Source organism: Streptomyces catenulae (assembly GCF_000718015.1).
GTDB lineage: Bacteria > Actinomycetota > Actinomycetes > Streptomycetales > Streptomycetaceae > Streptomyces > Streptomyces catenulae.
The window spans coordinates 126,787-143,160 of sequence record NZ_JODY01000003.1 but is presented as its reverse complement, the minus strand read 5'-3'; the positions used below and the strand labels follow the sequence as shown (position 1 = coordinate 143,160).

15 protein-coding genes are annotated in these 16,374 nt (G+C 74.5%); 8 read left to right on the top strand and 7 right to left on the bottom strand.

Translation table 11 applies throughout. The annotated features are described in order from the left end of the window. Positions 1–20: 20 nt before the first annotated feature. The 4 genes from IF23_RS0104780 to IF23_RS0104765 all read left to right on the top strand — a co-directional run bounded on the left by IF23_RS0104780 (position 21) and on the right by IF23_RS0104765 (position 2,436). Positions 21–407 carry a nuclear transport factor 2 family protein gene (locus tag IF23_RS0104780; protein ID WP_030280125.1) on the top strand — a complete coding sequence of 129 codons (387 nt, stop codon included), beginning with the start codon at positions 21–23 and terminating at the stop codon, positions 405–407. Between the two features lie 184 nt (positions 408–591). After that, a complete protein-coding gene (locus IF23_RS0104775; RefSeq protein ID WP_051739222.1) occupies positions 592–1,503 on the top strand; it encodes a DUF6777 domain-containing protein in 912 nt (303 codons plus the stop codon). A gap of 135 nt (positions 1,504–1,638) precedes the next feature. Next, the gene (locus IF23_RS0104770) at positions 1,639–1,827 is read left to right on the top strand and encodes a hypothetical protein (RefSeq protein ID WP_030280121.1); all 189 of its coding nucleotides are present in this window, start codon (positions 1,639–1,641) and stop codon (positions 1,825–1,827) included. Between the two features lie 210 nt (positions 1,828–2,037). After that, positions 2,038–2,436, top strand: a complete 399-nt coding sequence (locus IF23_RS0104765; RefSeq protein ID WP_037677347.1) for a hypothetical protein — start codon at positions 2,038–2,040, stop codon at positions 2,434–2,436. A gap of 427 nt (positions 2,437–2,863) precedes the next feature. On the opposite strand, the gene IF23_RS0104760 is transcribed toward IF23_RS0104765, so the two are convergent. Further along, the gene (locus tag IF23_RS0104760) at positions 2,864–3,631 is read right to left on the bottom strand and encodes an IclR family transcriptional regulator (RefSeq protein ID WP_030280119.1); all 768 of its coding nucleotides are present in this window, start codon (positions 3,629–3,631) and stop codon (positions 2,864–2,866) included. 123 nt (positions 3,632–3,754) lie between these two features. Between IF23_RS0104760 and hutH the strand changes: the two genes are divergently transcribed. Together hutH and hutU are read left to right on the top strand one after the other, a co-directional pair. Beyond that, complete coding sequence (hutH, locus tag IF23_RS0104755) at positions 3,755–5,293, top strand: histidine ammonia-lyase (RefSeq protein WP_030280117.1); 1,539 nt, start codon at positions 3,755–3,757, stop codon at positions 5,291–5,293. Positions 5,294–5,358: 65 nt separating this feature from the next. Beyond that, a complete protein-coding gene (hutU, locus tag IF23_RS0104750) occupies positions 5,359–7,026 on the top strand; it encodes a urocanate hydratase (protein WP_030280108.1) in 1,668 nt (555 codons plus the stop codon). Between the two features lie 421 nt (positions 7,027–7,447). Here the strand turns inward: hutU and IF23_RS0104745 are convergent, their stop codons facing one another. Next, positions 7,448–8,929, bottom strand: a complete 1,482-nt coding sequence (locus IF23_RS0104745) for an amino acid permease (protein WP_211266114.1) — start codon at positions 8,927–8,929, stop codon at positions 7,448–7,450. Between the two features lie 142 nt (positions 8,930–9,071). Between IF23_RS0104745 and IF23_RS0104740 the strand changes: the two genes are divergently transcribed. Next, a complete protein-coding gene (locus tag IF23_RS0104740) occupies positions 9,072–9,884 on the top strand; it encodes an IclR family transcriptional regulator (RefSeq protein WP_030280101.1) in 813 nt (270 codons plus the stop codon). Positions 9,885–9,927: 43 nt separating this feature from the next. Here the strand turns inward: IF23_RS0104740 and hutC are convergent, their stop codons facing one another. Continuing rightward, on the bottom strand, positions 9,928–10,710 hold the full coding sequence (hutC, locus tag IF23_RS0104735) for a histidine utilization transcriptional repressor HutC (protein ID WP_078653786.1): 783 nt from the start codon (positions 10,708–10,710) through the stop codon (positions 9,928–9,930). Positions 10,711–10,899: 189 nt separating this feature from the next. On the opposite strand from hutC, the gene hutG reads away from it, so the two are divergent. Beyond that, the gene (gene hutG, locus IF23_RS0104730) at positions 10,900–11,862 is read left to right on the top strand and encodes a formimidoylglutamase (protein ID WP_030280092.1); all 963 of its coding nucleotides are present in this window, start codon (positions 10,900–10,902) and stop codon (positions 11,860–11,862) included. A 50-nt stretch (positions 11,863–11,912) separates the two neighbouring features. Here the strand turns inward: hutG and IF23_RS30935 are convergent, their stop codons facing one another. From IF23_RS30935 to IF23_RS0104710, 4 genes are all read right to left on the bottom strand, one after another. Next, on the bottom strand, positions 11,913–12,398 hold the full coding sequence (locus tag IF23_RS30935) for an ATP-binding protein (protein ID WP_030280090.1): 486 nt from the start codon (positions 12,396–12,398) through the stop codon (positions 11,913–11,915). 133 nt (positions 12,399–12,531) lie between these two features. Beyond that, positions 12,532–14,655, bottom strand: coding sequence for a xanthine dehydrogenase family protein molybdopterin-binding subunit (locus IF23_RS0104720; RefSeq protein ID WP_030280088.1), 2,124 nt, complete (start codon positions 14,653–14,655; stop codon positions 12,532–12,534). Positions 14,656–14,713: 58 nt separating this feature from the next. After that, the gene (locus IF23_RS0104715) at positions 14,714–15,703 is read right to left on the bottom strand and encodes an FAD binding domain-containing protein (protein WP_030280085.1); all 990 of its coding nucleotides are present in this window, start codon (positions 15,701–15,703) and stop codon (positions 14,714–14,716) included. Then, positions 15,700–16,344 carry a 2Fe-2S iron-sulfur cluster-binding protein gene (locus tag IF23_RS0104710; protein ID WP_078653785.1) on the bottom strand — a complete coding sequence of 215 codons (645 nt, stop codon included), beginning with the start codon at positions 16,342–16,344 and terminating at the stop codon, positions 15,700–15,702. Before IF23_RS0104710 ends, IF23_RS0104715 begins: the two co-directional genes overlap by 4 nt. Positions 16,345–16,374: the final 30 nt, after the last annotated feature.

Sequence of the window (16,374 nt, the reverse complement as noted above, 5' to 3'; positions counted from 1 at the left end):
AGCTGCCGAAAGGGATCGCCATGTCCACCGACGAAGCCGCCCTCGCCCTCGGGCACCGCTTCCACCAGGCCCTCACCAGCCGCGACTGGGACGGCATCCGGGCCCTGCTGCACCCCGACGCCACCTGGACCCTGCCCGGCGACAACACCGTCTCCGGCACCGCCGACGGCGCCGACGCCGTGGTGGACCGCGCCCGGCTGATCGCCTCGTACGGCCTCGACTTCGCGCTGGAGCACGTCCTGGTCAGCCGGGAGAACGTGGCGCTCTCCCTGCACAACACCGCACGGCGCGCGGATGCCGTGCTCGACGAGCATCTGGCCACGGTCTGCACGCTCCGCGACGGGCGGATCGCGCGGATCGAGACCTACCTCTCCGACGTGCCCGGGATGAACGCCTTCTTCGTCTGACGCCGGGCGCACGGTACGCCCGCACCCCCCGGCCCGCCGCCCGGCTTGCGGCGCGTGGCGGCGCCGGGCAGACAATGGTCCGGCGGGGACGAAGTGGGACGGAACGGCACAGCGGGGCCCGCGCCCCGTATACCGTCCTGCCCCGCGCCCCCCGCCACCGGACGCCGGACGATCGGAGAGGGCCGTGACCACGACACCACCCCCGCCCGAGCACGGGCCCCCGGACCCGGACGACGCCCGGGGTGCCGGGGAGCCGACCGGCCACGCCCCGGCCGGGCACCCGCCCCAGGGGTATCCGGCCGCCACCGGACGCCCGGTCCGGCCGACCGGACCCGCACCCTGGTGGCGCCGGACCGCCCGGCTCGCGCTGCCCGCCGGGATCCTCGCGGCCGGGCTGCTCCTGACCGGCTTCCTCACCCGGCCGTACCAGGGCGCGCCCGCCGCGGCCGAGGCCCGCACCGGGCTGCTGCCGCTGCCGCTTCAGGACCCGGGCCCCGACCCGTTCACCGCGTCGGTGGCGCACCGCACCGGCCCGCCGTCACCGCACGCCGCACCGCGCCGCCCGCAGACCGTCCGCGACCTGCCCGGCTCGCTGCACGGCCTCTACGGCGGCAGGCGCACCACGGCCTCCTGCGACACCGGCCAGCTGATCCGGTACCTGTCGGCCGACCGGGCGCGGACCGCCGCGTTCGCCGACACCGAGGGCATCGAGGACAGCTCCGTCCCGCAGGCGGTACGCGCCCTCACCCCCGTCGAGCTGCGCTACGACACCCGGATCACCGCCCACGGCTTCCGCGACGGCGAGGCCACCGACTACCAGGCGGTGATGCAGGCCGGGACCGCCGTCCTCGTCGACGGGCACGGGGTGCCGCGGGTGCGCTGCGCGGGCGGCACCCCGCTGACCCCGCCGATCGAGCTGAAGAAGACGCCGCCCGCCGGGGGCCGGGCGTGGCCGGGGTACGACCCGGAGCGCACCATCGCGGTGCGGCAGACCTCCGCGGAAGTCACCGACTTCGTACTGGTCGACCCGACCACCGGCCGTCAGTTCGTCCGCCCGGCCGGGACCACCGGGAACGCCGACCGTACGGCGCCGTGAACGCCGCCCGCCGGGCCCCGGCCGGACGCCGTGCGGACCGGGGGCGGCGGTCGCATGATGGAGGGACCCGAAGTGAGCGTCGGCCGGACCGGACGGTGAGCAGGTGTCCGGGCGGGCCGGAAGAGGAGGACATCCGTGAGCGCTGACGACGAGGGAGCGACCACCGAACGGCCGACGGACCTGTACACCGGCGGCGAGCGGCCGTTCGACGCCGAGGATCTGGTGCGGGCGTCGGGGCGGGAACCGAGCCCCGAGAGCCTGGAATGGGCACGGCGCATGATCGAGGAGAAAGGGGCCGCCGCCCTCGAACGCTATCTGCCGTGAGCGGCGGCGACACGGACGTGCTCCGCGCCTCCCGGGCCACTGCGCCCCCGGGAGACGCGGAGCACCACTGTGCGGGGCGCCGGACACCCGAACACCGCTCACACGATCAGCGCTTCTCCCGTGATTCGGCACCGACACGGAGGCATTCCGGGCGTAATGTCCCCCTCGCGGCAATGGGCGTCATTGCGCGTCGAGAACAGGAGACCTCCCATGTCCATGAGCGGCACCCTCGCACGCGGCAAGAAGTTCGTCAGCACAGCGGGCGCGCTGGCCGCGGCCGCCGCCCTCTCCACCACGGTGCTCGCCGCGGCCCCCGCCCAGGCGGCCGCCGTGCAGCCGTACGGCAAGGTCCTCTCGGTCACCGGCATGAAGGAGCGCCAGTACCCGAGCACGGACGCCCCCTCCACCGGCTACCAGCGTCAGGGCGCGCAGCTCGGGCTGCGCTGCAAGGTCCGCGCGCAGAACATCGGCGGGAACGACGTCTGGTACCTGCTGCGCGACCGCGCGAGCTGGGTGTCCGCCAAGTACGTGGCCAACAACGGCCCGGTGCCGTTCTGCAACGCACAGCAGCACCGGCCCGTGGCCGGACACCAGGACGCCCGGGGCTGACCGCTCCCGCACGGTTCACCCCGGCGCGTGTCCGCGGGCGCCGCGCCGTCCGCCCCCCGGGGCGCGGCGCCCGCGCGGACCCGCCCGCGGACGCGTCCCCGCCCCCGGACGCACGCCGGGCCCGGCACCACCCCCCGCGGTGCCGGGCCTCGTCCGTGTCCGGGGCGGCATCCGGGACCGTACCCCCGGGTGCCGCCCCGGACGGGCCGCCCTCCCCGCGGGCGACCCGGCACGGCCGCCGCCCCGTCCCCCTGTCGGGCCCGCCGCCGTGCTCCCGGTCCGTCCGCCCCCCGCGGCCGTCCGGGATCTGGCCGGACCCTCTCCCCCGTGGCGCATCGGCGAAGGCCCGTACGGAGAGGCTGGCCGCGGGGGGTTGCCGTTCGCTGAACGTTGCGTCAACGCGCCTGTGGGGCGGGGGTGTTCGCGGTCAGTCGGCGGGGGTGCCGCCGACGCGCAGGGTCAGGTCGCGGGCGGTGCGGGCGACCTCCTCGGCCAGCCGGGCGCGCTGGGCGGCGTCCACCTCGGCCGCCGGGAAGGTCGTCGCCACCCCGGCGATCGGATGCGCCCCGTGGTCGAGGACCGGCGCCGCCACCGACGAGAACCCGGCGGTGACCTCGCCCTCCTCCGTCGCGTAGCCGCGCCGCCGGACCTCGACGAGCAGTTGGTGCAGCGCGGACAGCGACCGCGGGCCGGTGCCGGTGCGCTCCACGAAGACCGACGGGTCCGGGAAGAGCGCCCGCACCTGTGCCCGCGCCAGCCGGGCCAGCATCGCCCGGCCGCTGGCGGTCAGATGCGCAGGGAGCCGCACCCCCACCTCGGTCACCAGCGGCGGCCGTCCCAGGGCCCGTTCCTCGATGACGTAGATGACCTCGCGGCCGTGGAGCACCGCGAGATGGGCGCTGTGGCCGGTGCGGTCCACCAGACCGGCGAGCGGCACCCGGGCGAGCCGGGCCAGCGGCGCCTGGCGGCTGTAGCCGGAGCCGAGTTCGAAGGCGCTGACGCCGAGTCCGTAGCGGCGCTCGTCCGCCAGATGCACCACAAATCCGTCGTGCACCAGCGTGTCGAGGAGGTGGTACGTCGTGGAGCGGGGCAGCCCCACGTCGCGGCTGATGGCGGCGGCCTGGACCGGGCCGACCTGCCGGGCGAGATAGCGCAGTACGGCCAGGACCTGGGCCGCCGCGGGCACGATGGACATGCGGTGACGCTACCGCCGTCTCGGTGCCGAGACTCCCCGACGCCGGGCAAATGTCTTGGATCCCAGACACAAGAGCCGCGGCGGACATGGCGGAACCCTTGCCGCCCGGTGCTTCATGGAGGCATGAACCACGTTCTCGTTGACGTCGGCCCGCTCAGCGCCGACGATGTCGTTTCCGTCGCCCGCCACGGTGCCCCCGTGGAGATCTCGGCCGCGGCCCAGCAGGAGATCGGCCAGAGCCGGAAGGTCATCGAGGCGCTGGCCGACGACGTCACGCCGCACTACGGCGTCTCCACCGGCTTCGGCGCCCTCGCCACCCGTCACATCCCCACCGAGCTGCGCGCCCAGCTCCAGCGCAGCCTGGTCCGCTCGCACGCCGCGGGCTCCGGCCCCGAGGTCGAGCGCGAGGTGATCCGCGCGCTGATGCTGCTGCGCCTGTCCACCCTCGCCACCGGCCGCACCGGCGTCCGGCCGGAGACCGCGCAGGCGTACGCGTCGCTGCTCAACGCGGGCATCACCCCCGTCGTGCGGGAATACGGTTCGCTCGGCTGCTCCGGCGACCTGGCGCCGCTCGCGCACTGCGCGCTGGCGGTCATGGGCGAGGGCGAGGTCCGCGACGCCGCGGGCGAGCTGCGACCGGCCGGTGAGGCGCTGGCCGCCGCCGGGATCACCCCCGTCGTGCTCCAGGAGAAGGAGGGCCTGGCCCTCATCAACGGCACCGACGGCATGCTGGGCCAGCTCATCCTCGCCCTGCACGACCTGCGGACGCTGCTGGCCACCGCCGACATCGGCGCGGCCATGAGCGTCGAGGGGCAGCTCGGCACCGACGCGGTGTTCGCCGCCGACCTCCAGGCGCTGCGCCCGCACCCGGGCCAGGCCGACAGCGCCGCCAACCTCCGTGCGGTGCTGGCCGACTCCGCGATCGTGGCGAGCCACCGCGGCCCGGAGTGCACCCGGGTGCAGGACGCGTACTCGCTGCGCTGTTCGCCGCAGGTGCACGGTGCCGCCCGGGACACCGCCGCGCACGCCGCGCTGGTCGCCTCGCGGGAGCTGGCGAGCGCCGTCGACAACCCGGTCGTGACGCTCGACGGGCGGGTGGCGAGCAACGGCAACTTCCACGGTGCGCCGGTCGCCGCGGTCCTCGACTTCCTCGCCATCTCGGTCGCCGACGTCGCCTCCGTCGCCGAGCGCCGCACCGACCGCTTCCTGGACGTGGCGCGCAACCACGGGCTCAACGCCTTCCTCGCCGACGACCCGGGCGTGGACTCCGGCCACATGATCGCGCAGTACACCCAGGCGGCCATCGTCTCGGAGCTGAAGCGCCTCGCCACGCCCGCGTCGGTCGACTCGATCCCCTCCAGCGCCATGCAGGAGGACCATGTGTCGATGGGCTGGTCGGCCGCGCGCAAGCTCCGCAAGGGCGTCGACGGGCTCACCCGGGTCATCGCCGTGGAGCTGCTGACCGCCGCCCGCGCCCTGGACCTGCGCGCCCCGCTGACCCCGGCGCCCGCCACCGCCGCGGTCGTCGCCGGGCTCCGCCGCGACGTCGAGGGCCCCGGCACCGACCGCTACCTGGCCCCCGAGATCGAGGCCGCGGTCCGCTACGTCGCCTCCGGCGAGGCGCTGCGCGCCGCGGAGTCCGTCACCGGCCCGCTGCACTGACCTGCTCCTCCCTCGCTCTCCCCACTGAACGCACACCGATCTCTCCTCACGGAAAAGGACTCACCATGCACGGTGCACGACCGGTACGGGCCACCCGTGGCACGCAGCTGAGCACGCTGGGTTGGCAGCAGGAAGGCGCCCTGCGCATGCTGCAGAACAACCTGGACCCCGAGGTGGCGGAGCACCCGGACAACCTGGTCGTCTACGGCGGCACCGGTAAGGCCGCCCGCGACTGGCGCTCGTTCGACGCGATGGTCCGCACGCTGAAGACCCTCAAGCAGGACGAGACGATGCTCGTCCAGTCGGGCCGTCCGGTGGGCGTCATGCAGACCCACGAGTGGGCGCCGCGGGTGCTGCTCGCCAACTCCAACCTGGTCGGCGACTGGGCGAACTGGGAGGAGTTCCGCCGCCTGGAGCAGCTGGGCCTGACCATGTACGGCCAGATGACCGCCGGGTCGTGGATCTACATCGGCACCCAGGGCATCCTCCAGGGCACCTACGAGACGTTCGCCGCGGTCGCCGCGAAGAAGTTCAACGGCACCCTGGCCGGGACGATCACCCTCACCGCCGGTCTCGGCGGCATGGGCGGCGCCCAGCCGCTGGCCGTGACGATGAACGACGGCGTCGCGATCTGCATCGACTGCGACCCGCGCGCCATCGAGCGCCGTATCGAGCACCGCTACCTCGATGTGAAGGCCGACAACCTGGAGCACGCGCTCCAGCTGGCGACCGAGGCCCGTGACGCGCGCAAGCCGCTCTCCATCGGGCTGCTCGGCAACGCCGCGGAGCTGCTGCCGCGGATGCTCGCCGAGGGCGCGCCGATCGACATCGTCACCGACCAGACCTCGGCCCACGACCCGCTGTCGTACCTCCCGGTCGGCGTCGACTTCGACGACATGAAGGACGCCGCCGCGAAGGACCCGGCAGGCTTCACCACCCGCTCGCGCGAGTCGATGGCCCAGCACGTCGAGGCCATGGTCGGCTTCATGGACGCCGGTGCCGAGGTCTTCGACTACGGCAACTCCATCCGCGGCGAGGCGCAGCTGGCCGGTTACGACCGGGCGTTCGCCTTCCCCGGCTTCGTCCCGGCGTACATCCGTCCGCTGTTCTGCGAGGGCAAGGGCCCGTTCCGCTGGGCGGCGCTGTCGGGTGAGGCGTCGGACATCCACAAGACGGACAAGGCGATCCTCGACCTCTTCCCGGAGAACGAGTCGCTGCACCGCTGGATCAAGATGGCCGGTGAGCGGGTCCACTTCCAGGGTCTGCCCGCGCGGATCTGCTGGCTGGGCTACGGCGAGCGCGACAAGGCCGGTGAGCGCTTCAACGACATGGTCGCCTCCGGTGAGCTGCAGGCGCCGCTGGCCATCGGCCGTGACCACCTCGACTGCGGTTCGGTCGCCTCGCCCTACCGCGAGACCGAGGCGATGCTCGACGGTTCGGACGCCATCGCGGACTGGCCGCTGCTCAACGCCATGGTGAACGTCGCCTCCGGCGCGTCCTGGGTCTCCCTGCACCACGGCGGCGGCGTCGGCATGGGCCGCTCGATCCACGCGGGCCAGGTCTGCGTCGCGGACGGTACGCCGCTGGCGGGCGAGAAGGTCCGCCGGGTGCTCACCAACGACCCGGGCATGGGCGTGATCCGCCACGTCGACGCCGGTTACGACATCGCCGAAACCGTCGCCACCGAGCGCCACGTCCGCGTCCCGATGCGCGAGGACGACGCCTCCGCGTAACCTCCGCGGCCGTCCACGACGCCCGCACGGTGCAGGATTCCTGCGCCGTGCGGGCGTTCGGCGTTTGGAGGGGGCGGGCCCGTGTGGGCTTCGGCGCGAGCGGGTGTGCGGCGCGTGCGGTGCGTGCGGTGCGTCTGTGGTCGGGGCGTCTCGTACGGGGCGGGGCCGGGGCGGTACGCCCTTGTACGGAGTGGGGTGCGGGACGCGGGGCGTCGGGCTGCGTACCGCTCGCTGCCTGGGGCGCGGCTCGGGCGTCCGGCCTGGTCGGGGCACGTACCGGAGCGGGCAGGCGCCCGGGCTTCCCGGCGCGGCCCCGCGGCCCGGCCCTCCTGGGCCCGGCAACCGCCACAACAAAAGGCCCCGCTCCACGCCTGGCGCGTGGAGCGGGGCCCTGGGGAGCCCGGGTGGGCGCCGAGTGCGGCTACTCGGCGGCGGTGGGCGCGGCGGAGGTGCGGGGCTGCGCCTCCGGGACCTCCTCGGGCGCGGGCCCGGCGGCTGCGGCACCGGCGGGCCCGGCGGCGTCCGGGGTCGCCGCGCGGGCGGCCTCGCGCGGGCGGAGCCAGAGGCGGTGGACGACGGCGAGCAGGGCGAGCCAGACGGCGCCGACGATCAGGGCGACGCGGGTGCTCGCGGAGAAGGCCAGCAGCACCGTCACCGCCGCCATGAAGACGACCGCGATGATCTGCCCGTAGGGCCAGAACGGCGCCGGGTAGTCGAGCGCCGCCTCCTCCTCGGGGCTCATCGAGCGGCGCGCCTTCATCTGCGTCAGCAGGATCATCAGCCAGACCCAGACGGTCGCGAAGGTCGCGATCGAGGAAATGATGAGGAAGATCCGGTCGGGAATCAGGTAATTCAGCAGAACGCCCAGGAGCAGCGCGCCGATCATGATGGTGACGGTCATGACCGGCACCCCGCTACGGGAAAGCTTCCGCATCACCTTCGGCGCCTGGCCGCGCTCGGCCATTCCGTACATGATGCGGCCGGCCGCGAATATGTCGCTGTTGATGGCGGAGAGCGCGGCGACCACCACGACGACGTTCAGTACGGTCGCGGCGGATTTGATGCCGAGGCCGACGAAGATCTGGACGAACGGGCTGCCGTCGGAGCCGACGCTCTCCCAGGAATTCAGCGACATGATGACCGCGAGGGTCAGCACGTAGAAGAGGACGATACGGACGGGAATGGAGTTGACCGCGCCCGGAATGGTCTTCTTCGGGTCCTCCGCCTCACCCGCGGTGACGCCGATGATCTCGGTGCCGCCGAAGGCGAACATCACCACGGCGAAGGAGAGGATGAAGCCGTTAGCGCCCTGGGCGAAGAATCCGCCGTGGGACCAGAGGTTGGAAATGCCGGTATGTGCGCCTCCGCCCCCCTTGAAGCCGATGACCAGCACCACAGCGCCCGCGATGATCATCGCGACGATGGCGACGACCTTCACCAGCGACAGCCAGAACTCCATCTCCCCGAAGACCTTGACATGGAAGAGATTGAGCACACCGATGACGAGAATCGCCGCCAGCAACCAGATCCAGCGCGGTACATCGGGAAACCAGAAACCCATGTAGACGCCGAGGGCGGTGATGTCGGCGATACAGACGATGACCATTTCGAAGGCGTACGTCCAGCCGGTGGTGAATCCGGCGAGCGACCCCAGATGCCGGGTCGCGTACTCGCCGAAGGAGCCCGCGCAAGGATTGTGCACGGCCATCTCGCCGAGCGAGCGCAGCACCAGGAAAACCGCGGCACCGCCGATGAGATAAGCGAGCAGAACGGCCGGGCCGCCCGCCTGGATCGCCTCGGACGATCCGTAGAAAAGGCCGGTTCCGATGGCGGAACCGAGCGCGATGAAACGAATGTGGCGCGACCGCAGGCCCCTGCGCAGTGTCGCTGTTTCGGTGGTCAAAGGATGCCCCTCCTCGGGGAATGGCACGTCCGTCCCTGACATACGGCGCGCGGTCCGGACCAATCGGCCACCGGCGCCCCTCGCAAGACCGCAAGAGCGCCTGTATATTCCTGTATAGACAGGCACGTCAAGAGGTGGTCCGGTGCAAGAACAGGAGCGCGGGTCGAGCACATCGCCCGCCGTCGGTCGGGCGTTGGACATCCTCGGCCACCTCGCCACGCGTCCCGGGCCGGTGCGTGCCGCCACGCTCGCCCGCGAGCTGGGAATTCCGTCATCCTCCGCCTACCACATCCTGGCGATCCTGATCGATCGCGGTTTCGTCGTCCATCTCCCGCAGGAGCGGGCGTACGGCCTGGGTGCCGCCGCCCTGGAGCTCGGGGCGGCCCACCGCCGCCACGAACCCCTCGAACGGCTCGCCCGCCCCGTCGCGGGCGCCCTCGCCCGGCGGCTCGGACACCCCGTGCACCTGGGCGTGCTGCACGGCGCCGAGACGGTCTACCTGCTCAAGGAGCAGCCGCCCGCCCGGCGCCACGACACCGACCGGACGCTGGTGACCGGCGTCGGCGTACGCCTGCCGGCCCATCTGACCGCCACCGGCCGGGCGCTCCTCGCGCACTGCGCCGAGGCCCAGCTGCGCGCCGCCTTCCCGCGTCCCGGCGCGCTCGTCACCCGGACCGGCAGGGGCCCGCGGTCACTGACCGAGCTGCGCGCGGAGCTGGACCGGGAGCGGGCGCGTGGCTGGTCGGAGGAGACCGAACTGGTCGCCCCCGGCCTGCGCTCGATCGGCGTGGCCGCCTTCGACCACCTCGGACACCCGGTCGCGGCGCTCTCCACCACCTGGTGCCGCCACCATCAGCCGCACGACGCGGAGCGGATCCGCGACGCCCTGCTGAGCGCGGCCGCCCGGCTGACCGCCGCCGTCTCCGGCCGCGCGCCGCACCGGCAGGCTTCCTGACCGTACCGTCACCCCCGCACCGAACCGGAAGGGGCCCGTCCGGTCAGCGGTGGTCGAAGGTGCCCATCAGGCGGTAGCGCGAGCCGGGATGGAGCAGCCGGGCGACGCTCACCAGCGCCTCGCCCGACCACGTACGGCGCTGGATGAGCAGACACGGCTCGGACGCCGCCACCCGCAGGATCCGGCACTCGTCCGCCGACGGCAGCACCGCCTCCACCACATGCTCGCCCTTGCCCAGCGGCGCCACCTCGGACAGGAAGGTGAACGGGGTGCGCCGGGTGAAGTCCTGATCCAGATAGCCGGGGGCGAAGGCCGGGTTGACGTAGCGGTCCTCCAGCTGGATGGGGACGTCGTCCTCGAAGTGGACCACCTGGGAGTGGAACACCGGGGTGCCCTCGCCGATCCCGAAGCGGGCGCCGGTCTCCTGGCCCGCGGCCTCCTCGCGGACGAAGCGCACCTCGGTGCGGTGGCGGTGGCCGCGCGCGCTCACCTCGTCGGCGATGTTGTGCACCTCGACCAGCGCCGAGCTGCCCTTGTGCAGCGCGACGAAGCTGCCCACGCCCATGACGCGGCGGATCAGCCCCTGGGCGGCCAGCTCGCGCAGCGCGCGGTTGACCGTCATCCGGGACAGGCCCAGCGCCTCCACGAACCCGCTCTCCGACGGCAGCGCATCGCCCTCGCGCCAGCGGCCGCTCAGGATCTGCTCGGTCACCAGGTCCTTGACCCGCTGGTACGCGGGCGTCGCCCCGGACGCGGTCGCCGCGTACCGTCGCGCAAGCTCCGTCGCCTCCGCCGCCACGCCGTTTCCCGCCCTCGTCGTCGTCACTCGTCCCGCTCTGCCCGCATCCGTCCGGCGGCGCGGCCTCGCCGCGCCCCCCAAGATTCTAGGGCGTTCCCGAACACCGTCTCGGATCCGAGGAGAACCGGCGCCCGCACTGGTCCGCCCGGCGCGGCCGGGCTGTCATGGGCCCACCGGGCCAGGCAGTCCCGGTGAGCGAGGCGGAGAGGGCGGACGATGACCGTGGACGTGGCGGCGCAGGCGTGGAGCGGGCGGAGCGACGGGGACGGCGACGACGTACTGCGCTGGCACCATGTGACCGCGCCGCTCACCGGCCCGGACGCGCCCCGGGACGCCGCGTTCGTCGGCTTCCGCAGCGACGAGGGCGTCCGCCGCAACCAGGGGCGGCCGGGTGCGGCCGGCGGCCCCGGGGCGCTGCGCTCCGCCCTCGCCTCGGTGGCGCTGCCCGCGCCGCTGCGCGCCGTGGACGCCGGGGACGTCGTGGTCGGCGACGGCGCGCTGGAGGACGGGCAGCGGCGGCTGGGCGAGGCGGTCACCGCGCTGCTCGACGCGGGCGGCCCGGTGGCGGTCCTCGGCGGCGGCCACGAGGTGGCGTACGGCACCTACCTCGGGGTGGCCGGGAGCCGGGCGATGCGGGCCGGGGCGCGGCTGGGGGTGCTCAACCTCGACGCCCACTTCGATCTGCGCGACGCGCCGCGCCCCAGCTCCGGTACGCCGTTCCTCCAGATGGCGCGGGACGAGGAGCGCCGGGGGCGGCGGCTGGACTACCGGGTGCTGGGCATCAGCCGCCTCAGCAACACCGAGCGGCTGTTCCGCACCGCGGACCAGCTGGGCGTGAGCTACCTGGAGGACACCGACTGCGGGCTGCTCTCGCTGGACCGGGTGGAGGCGTTCACCGGGGCGTTCCTCGACGCCTGCGACCTGGTCCACCTCAGCATCGACCTCGATGTGCTGCCCGCGGCGGCGGCGCCGGGCGTCAGCGCGCCCGCGGCGTACGGGGTGCCGATGGAGGTCGTGGAGCGGGTCGTCACGGCGGTGGCGGCGAGCGGGAAGCTGGCGGTGGTCGACATCGCGGAGCTCAACCCGGACCTCGACATCGACGCCCGTACCGCCCGCGCCGGGGCCCGGCTGGTGCACCGCGCGCTCACCGGGACGCCGCAGGCGCGCGGGCGGCGCTGACCCACCGACCGCCCCGTGCGCGGTGGCCCGCCGGGCACGGGGCACCCGCCTCAGACCGGCGTCGGCGCGCCCGGGGCGGCGGGCGCCGCGTCCGGTCCGGGCTCGGCCTCGGGTACGGAGTGCGGCGGCACCGGCGCGGTCCGCGGGGTCTCGCGGGCGGCGGCGACGCGGCGGGTGAACCACACGACCTTGCCGTCGTCGGTGGGGCAGGTGCCCCAGCTGTCGCCGCTGGCGGCGACGGCGGCCAGCGCGCCGCCCTGTGCGCTGTCCAGCCGGGCCATCCGCGGGCCGCGGTCGGCGACCGACACGGTCAGCTGGCGGCCGCTCCAGCGGACCTCGACGGCGCACTCCGCGTCCGGCCCGACGGTCCGCCGGACATGGGCCAGCAGCTCGACCAGCCCGCGGCAGACGGCCGGTATCTCCGCCGCCAGTCGCCAGTGGCGCAGATGCGCGGCGACGATGCGCCGGATCTGCGGCACCCGTTCCGCGGTGACCCGTAGCTCGGCCGCGTAGCGACGGTGGGCGGTGACAGTCATGGGCGGGCTCCTTCACACGGCTCACCCCGGACGGGGACACGGAGGGTGAGTGCTCGTCACTGACGGGTGAAGGTCATCGTCGCCCGGGGGTCCGGCCCCCGCAACCGCGGGACGGGCCGCCCGCGCCGTGTGGTCAGGGCAGATGCGGCAGGACGGCGTCCGGGGTCAGCGGCAGGGTGCGCAGGCGGACGCCGAGGGCGTGGTGGACGGCGTTGCCGACCGCCGCGGCGGCGCCGACGATGCCGATCTCGCCGATGCCCTTGCTGCCCATCGGGTTGAGGTGCGGATCGTCCTCGTCGAGCCAGTGCGCCTCGATCGTGTGGACGTCGGCGCAGACCGGCAGGTGGTAGGAGGCGAGGTCGCGTTCGGCGAAGCCGCCGACGACGGGGTCCATGGTGCTGTGTTCGGTGAGCGCCATGCCGATGCCCATCGTCATCCCGCCGATGAACTGCGAGCGCGCGGTACGGGGGTTGAGGATCCGGCCCGCCGCGAACATGCCGAGCATCCGGCGCACCCGGATCTCCCCGGTGACGGTGTCGACCTGCACCTCGGCGAAGTGCGCGCCGAACGCGTGCCGGGCGTAGGGCGTTCCGGCGGCGATCTCCTCCCGGGTGTCCGCGGAGACGGTCACCCCCTCCTGGGGCAAGGGTTCCTGACGCCTGCTCAGCTCCGCCTTCAGGGCGCTGCACGCCTTGTGGACGGCCCAGCCCCAGGAGCCGGTGCCGGAGGAGCCGCCCGCCAGGAAGGCGTCGGGCAGATCGCTGCGGCCGATCTCCACGCGGACCCGCTCCTCCGGGGCGCCGAGCACCTCGGCGGCGATCTGCCCGAGGACGGTACGGGCGCCGGTGCCGAGGTCGGTGGCGTTGATCCGGATGCGGAAGCCGCCGTCCGGTGCGGCGAACGCCTCGGCGGACGAGGGGAAGATCAGCACCGGGTAGGTGGCCGCGGCGACGCCGGTGCCCAGCAGCAGATCGCCCTCGCGCCGGACGCCGGGGCGCGGATCGCGGGGGCGCCAGCCGAAGCGGTCCGCGCCCTCCCGCAGCGCCCGCGCCAGCCCGCGGCTGCTGAACGGGCGGCCGGAGTCCGGTTCGGTCGCCGGTTCGTTGCGCAGCCGCAGTTCGACGGGGTCCAGATCGAGGAGGACGGCGAGTTCGTCCATCGCCGACTCCAGGGCGTACATGCCGGGCGCCTCACCCGGGGCGCGCATCCACGACGGGCTCGGCACGTCCAGCGCCACCACGCGGTGCACGGTGCGGCTGTGCGGCGAGGTGTACATCACCCGGGCGGGGACCGCCGCCTGCTCGACGAACTCCTTGACCGTCGAGGTGTGGGTGACCACCTCGTGCGCCAGCGCGGTGAGCACCCCGTCCGCCCCGGCGCCCAGCCGTACCCGCTGGAGGGTCGGCGCCCGGTGGCCCACCACGGCGGGCATCTCCCGGCGCGGCAGGGCGAGGGTGACGGGACGGCCGGTGACCTGCGCGGCCATCGCGGCGAGGACCGCCTGCGGGCGGAGGGTGCCCTTGGAGCCGAAGCCGCCGCCGATGTGCTCGGCGACGACCGTGACGTCCCGCCGGTCCCGCCCGAACAGCGCGGCGAGGTCGTCGCGCGCCTTGGTGGAGCCCTGGCTGGAGTCGTGGACGGTGAGATGGCCGCCGTCCCACCATGCGGTGGAGGCGTGCGGCTCCATGGGGTGGTTGTGCAGCGCGGTGAGGGTGTACGTGGCGTCGACGGTGACCAGCGCACCGGCGTACGCCGCGTCGAAGTCGCCGCGCTCACGCGTCCCCGGGTGGCCGCCGTTGACCTCCTTGGGCAGATAGCGGTCCGGGTGGTCCGCGGTGAGGGTGACGTCGTACTCCTCGGCGTCGTAGGTGACGCGGACGGCCTCGGCGGCGGCGCGGGCGGTTTCGAGGCTGTCGGCGACGGCGAGCGCGACGTACCAGCCGCGGTGCGGGACGGCGGGCCCCTGGAGGACGGCGACGGCCGGGTCCTCCGCCTGCTCCAGGCGGGGCGCGTTCTCGTGGGTGAGGACGGCGTGCACCCCGGGCAGCGCGAGGGCGTCGGCGGTGTCGACGGCGGTGATCCGGCCGCGGGCGACGGTCGCGGGCACCGGCCAGGCGTGGACGCGGTGCGGCGGGGCGTGTTCGGCGGCGTAGCGGGCGGCGCCGGTGACCTTGGCGCGGCCCTCGCGGCGGGCGGAGGCGGCCCCGAGCGGATGGCCGGGCGCCTTGGGGGGAACGGGCTGCGGATCGTGGCTCATGGGCGCGTCCTCACAGGGCGTCGGTACGGGGCGCCGCGCGGCGGGGCGCCCCGGCGGGTCAGCGGTGGCGGGCGGCGAGCCGGGCCAGGACGGAGACGGTCAGCCGCCGGGCCAGCTCCACCTTGAAGCCGTTGTCGCGCAGCGGGCGGGCGGCGGAGAGTTCGGCGTCGGCGGCGCGGCCGAAGGCGTCGGCGGTCGCCGGGGCGCCGCGCAGCGCCTCCTCCGCGGCGGCGGCGCGCCAGGGCCGGGGCGCCAGCCCGCCGTAGGCGAGCGCCGCATGGTGCACCACACCGTCGCGGACCTCCAGCAGCGCGGCGACGGAGACCAGCGCGAAGGCGTACGAGGCGCGGTCGCGGGCCTTGCGGTAGTGCCCGTGGGCCAGTGGCCGCGGCGGGGGCAGCCGCACCGCGGTGATCAGCTCGCCGGGCTCCAGGACGGTGTCCCGCTCCGGGTGCTCGCCCGGCAGCCGGTGGAAGGCGGTGACCGGGACGGTGCGGTCGCCGTCCGGGCCGGTCACCTCGACGGCGGCGTCCAGTGCGGCGAGGGCGACGGCCATGTCGGAGGGCTGGGTGGCGACGCAGTGCGCGGAGTGCCCGAGGACGGCGAGGTCGCGGTGGACGCCCTCGACGGCGGGGCAGCCGCTACCCGGCCGCCGCTTGTTGCACGGCACGGAGACGTCCTGGAAGTAGAGGCAGCGGGTGCGCTGGAGGAGATTGCCGCCGGTGGTCGCGGCGTTGCGGAGCTGCCCGGAGGCACCGGCCAGCAGCGCCTGGGAGAGCACCGGGTAGCGCTCCCGGACGGCGGGGGCGGCGGCGAGGTCGCTGTTGCGGACGGTCGCGCCGATGCGCAGTCCGCCGTCGGGCAGCTCCTCGATCCGGTCCAGCGGCAGCCGTCCGACATCGATGAGCAGTTCGGGGCCGCTCACGCCGAGCTTCATCAGGTCGACGAGGTTGGTGCCGCCGCCGAGGAACGCGGACCCGGGGTGCGTGGCCCGGGCGCGTACCGCCTCCTCGACGGTGGCCGGGCGCAGATAGGCGAAGGGTTTCACGACGCCGCCTCCCGGCGCTCGTGCACGGAGACGGCGCCCAGACCGTGGACGGCGTGCGGGACCGGCGGGGCGGCGGGGTGCGCGGTGGCGTCGCCGATCGCCTCGACGATGCGCGGGTAGGCGCCGCACCGGCAGAGGTTGCCGCTCATCCGCTCCCGGATCTCTTCGGCGGTCAGCTCCACCGGGGCGCCCGGCTGCGCGGTGTCCGGGGTGACGTGGCAGGGGTGTCCGTCGGCCGCCTCCTGGAGCACCCCGGCCGCCGAGCAGAGCTGGCCGGGGGTGCAGTAGCCGCACTGGAACGCGTCCCGCTCGACGAAGGCGGTCTGGAGCGGATGGAGTCCCTCGGCGTCGGCGAGCCCTTCGACGGTGGTCAGGGCGCTGCCGTCCAGTGTGACGGCGAGCAGCAGACAGCTGTTGGCGCGCCGGCCGTCGACGAGGACGGTGCAGGCGCCGCACTGCCCGTGGTCGCAGCCCTTCTTCGTGCCGGTCAGCCCGAGGTGGTTGCGGAGCGCGTCCAGGGCGGTGGTGCGGTGGTCGAGGGTCAGCCGGTGCGGTACGCCGTTGACGTGCAGGGTGACCGTGGAGCGGGTGGCTCCGGGCGGTGGTCCCGCGGCGTCGGGAGGGGGTGCGGTGGACTCCACGCGCTCGCCTTTCGGGCTGGGCCACCGCCG

Excerpts from the sequence above, each read along its gene's own strand:
- IF23_RS0104780 (WP_030280125.1), top strand. The coding sequence starts at position 21 with ATGTCCACCGACGAAGCCGCCCTCGCCCTCGGGCACCGCTTCCACCAG.
- IF23_RS0104765 (WP_037677347.1), top strand. The coding sequence starts at position 2,038 with ATGTCCATGAGCGGCACCCTCGCACGCGGCAAGAAGTTCGTCAGCACA.
- IF23_RS0104760 (WP_030280119.1), bottom strand. The coding sequence starts at position 3,631 with ATGTCCATCGTGCCCGCGGCGGCCCAGGTCCTGGCCGTACTGCGCTAT.
- hutH (WP_030280117.1), top strand. The coding sequence starts at position 3,755 with ATGAACCACGTTCTCGTTGACGTCGGCCCGCTCAGCGCCGACGATGTC.
- hutU (WP_030280108.1), top strand. The coding sequence starts at position 5,359 with ATGCACGGTGCACGACCGGTACGGGCCACCCGTGGCACGCAGCTGAGC.
- hutG (WP_030280092.1), top strand. The coding sequence starts at position 10,900 with ATGACCGTGGACGTGGCGGCGCAGGCGTGGAGCGGGCGGAGCGACGGG.
- IF23_RS30935 (WP_030280090.1), bottom strand. The coding sequence starts at position 12,398 with ATGACTGTCACCGCCCACCGTCGCTACGCGGCCGAGCTACGGGTCACC.
- IF23_RS0104720 (WP_030280088.1), bottom strand. The coding sequence starts at position 14,655 with ATGAGCCACGATCCGCAGCCCGTTCCCCCCAAGGCGCCCGGCCATCCG.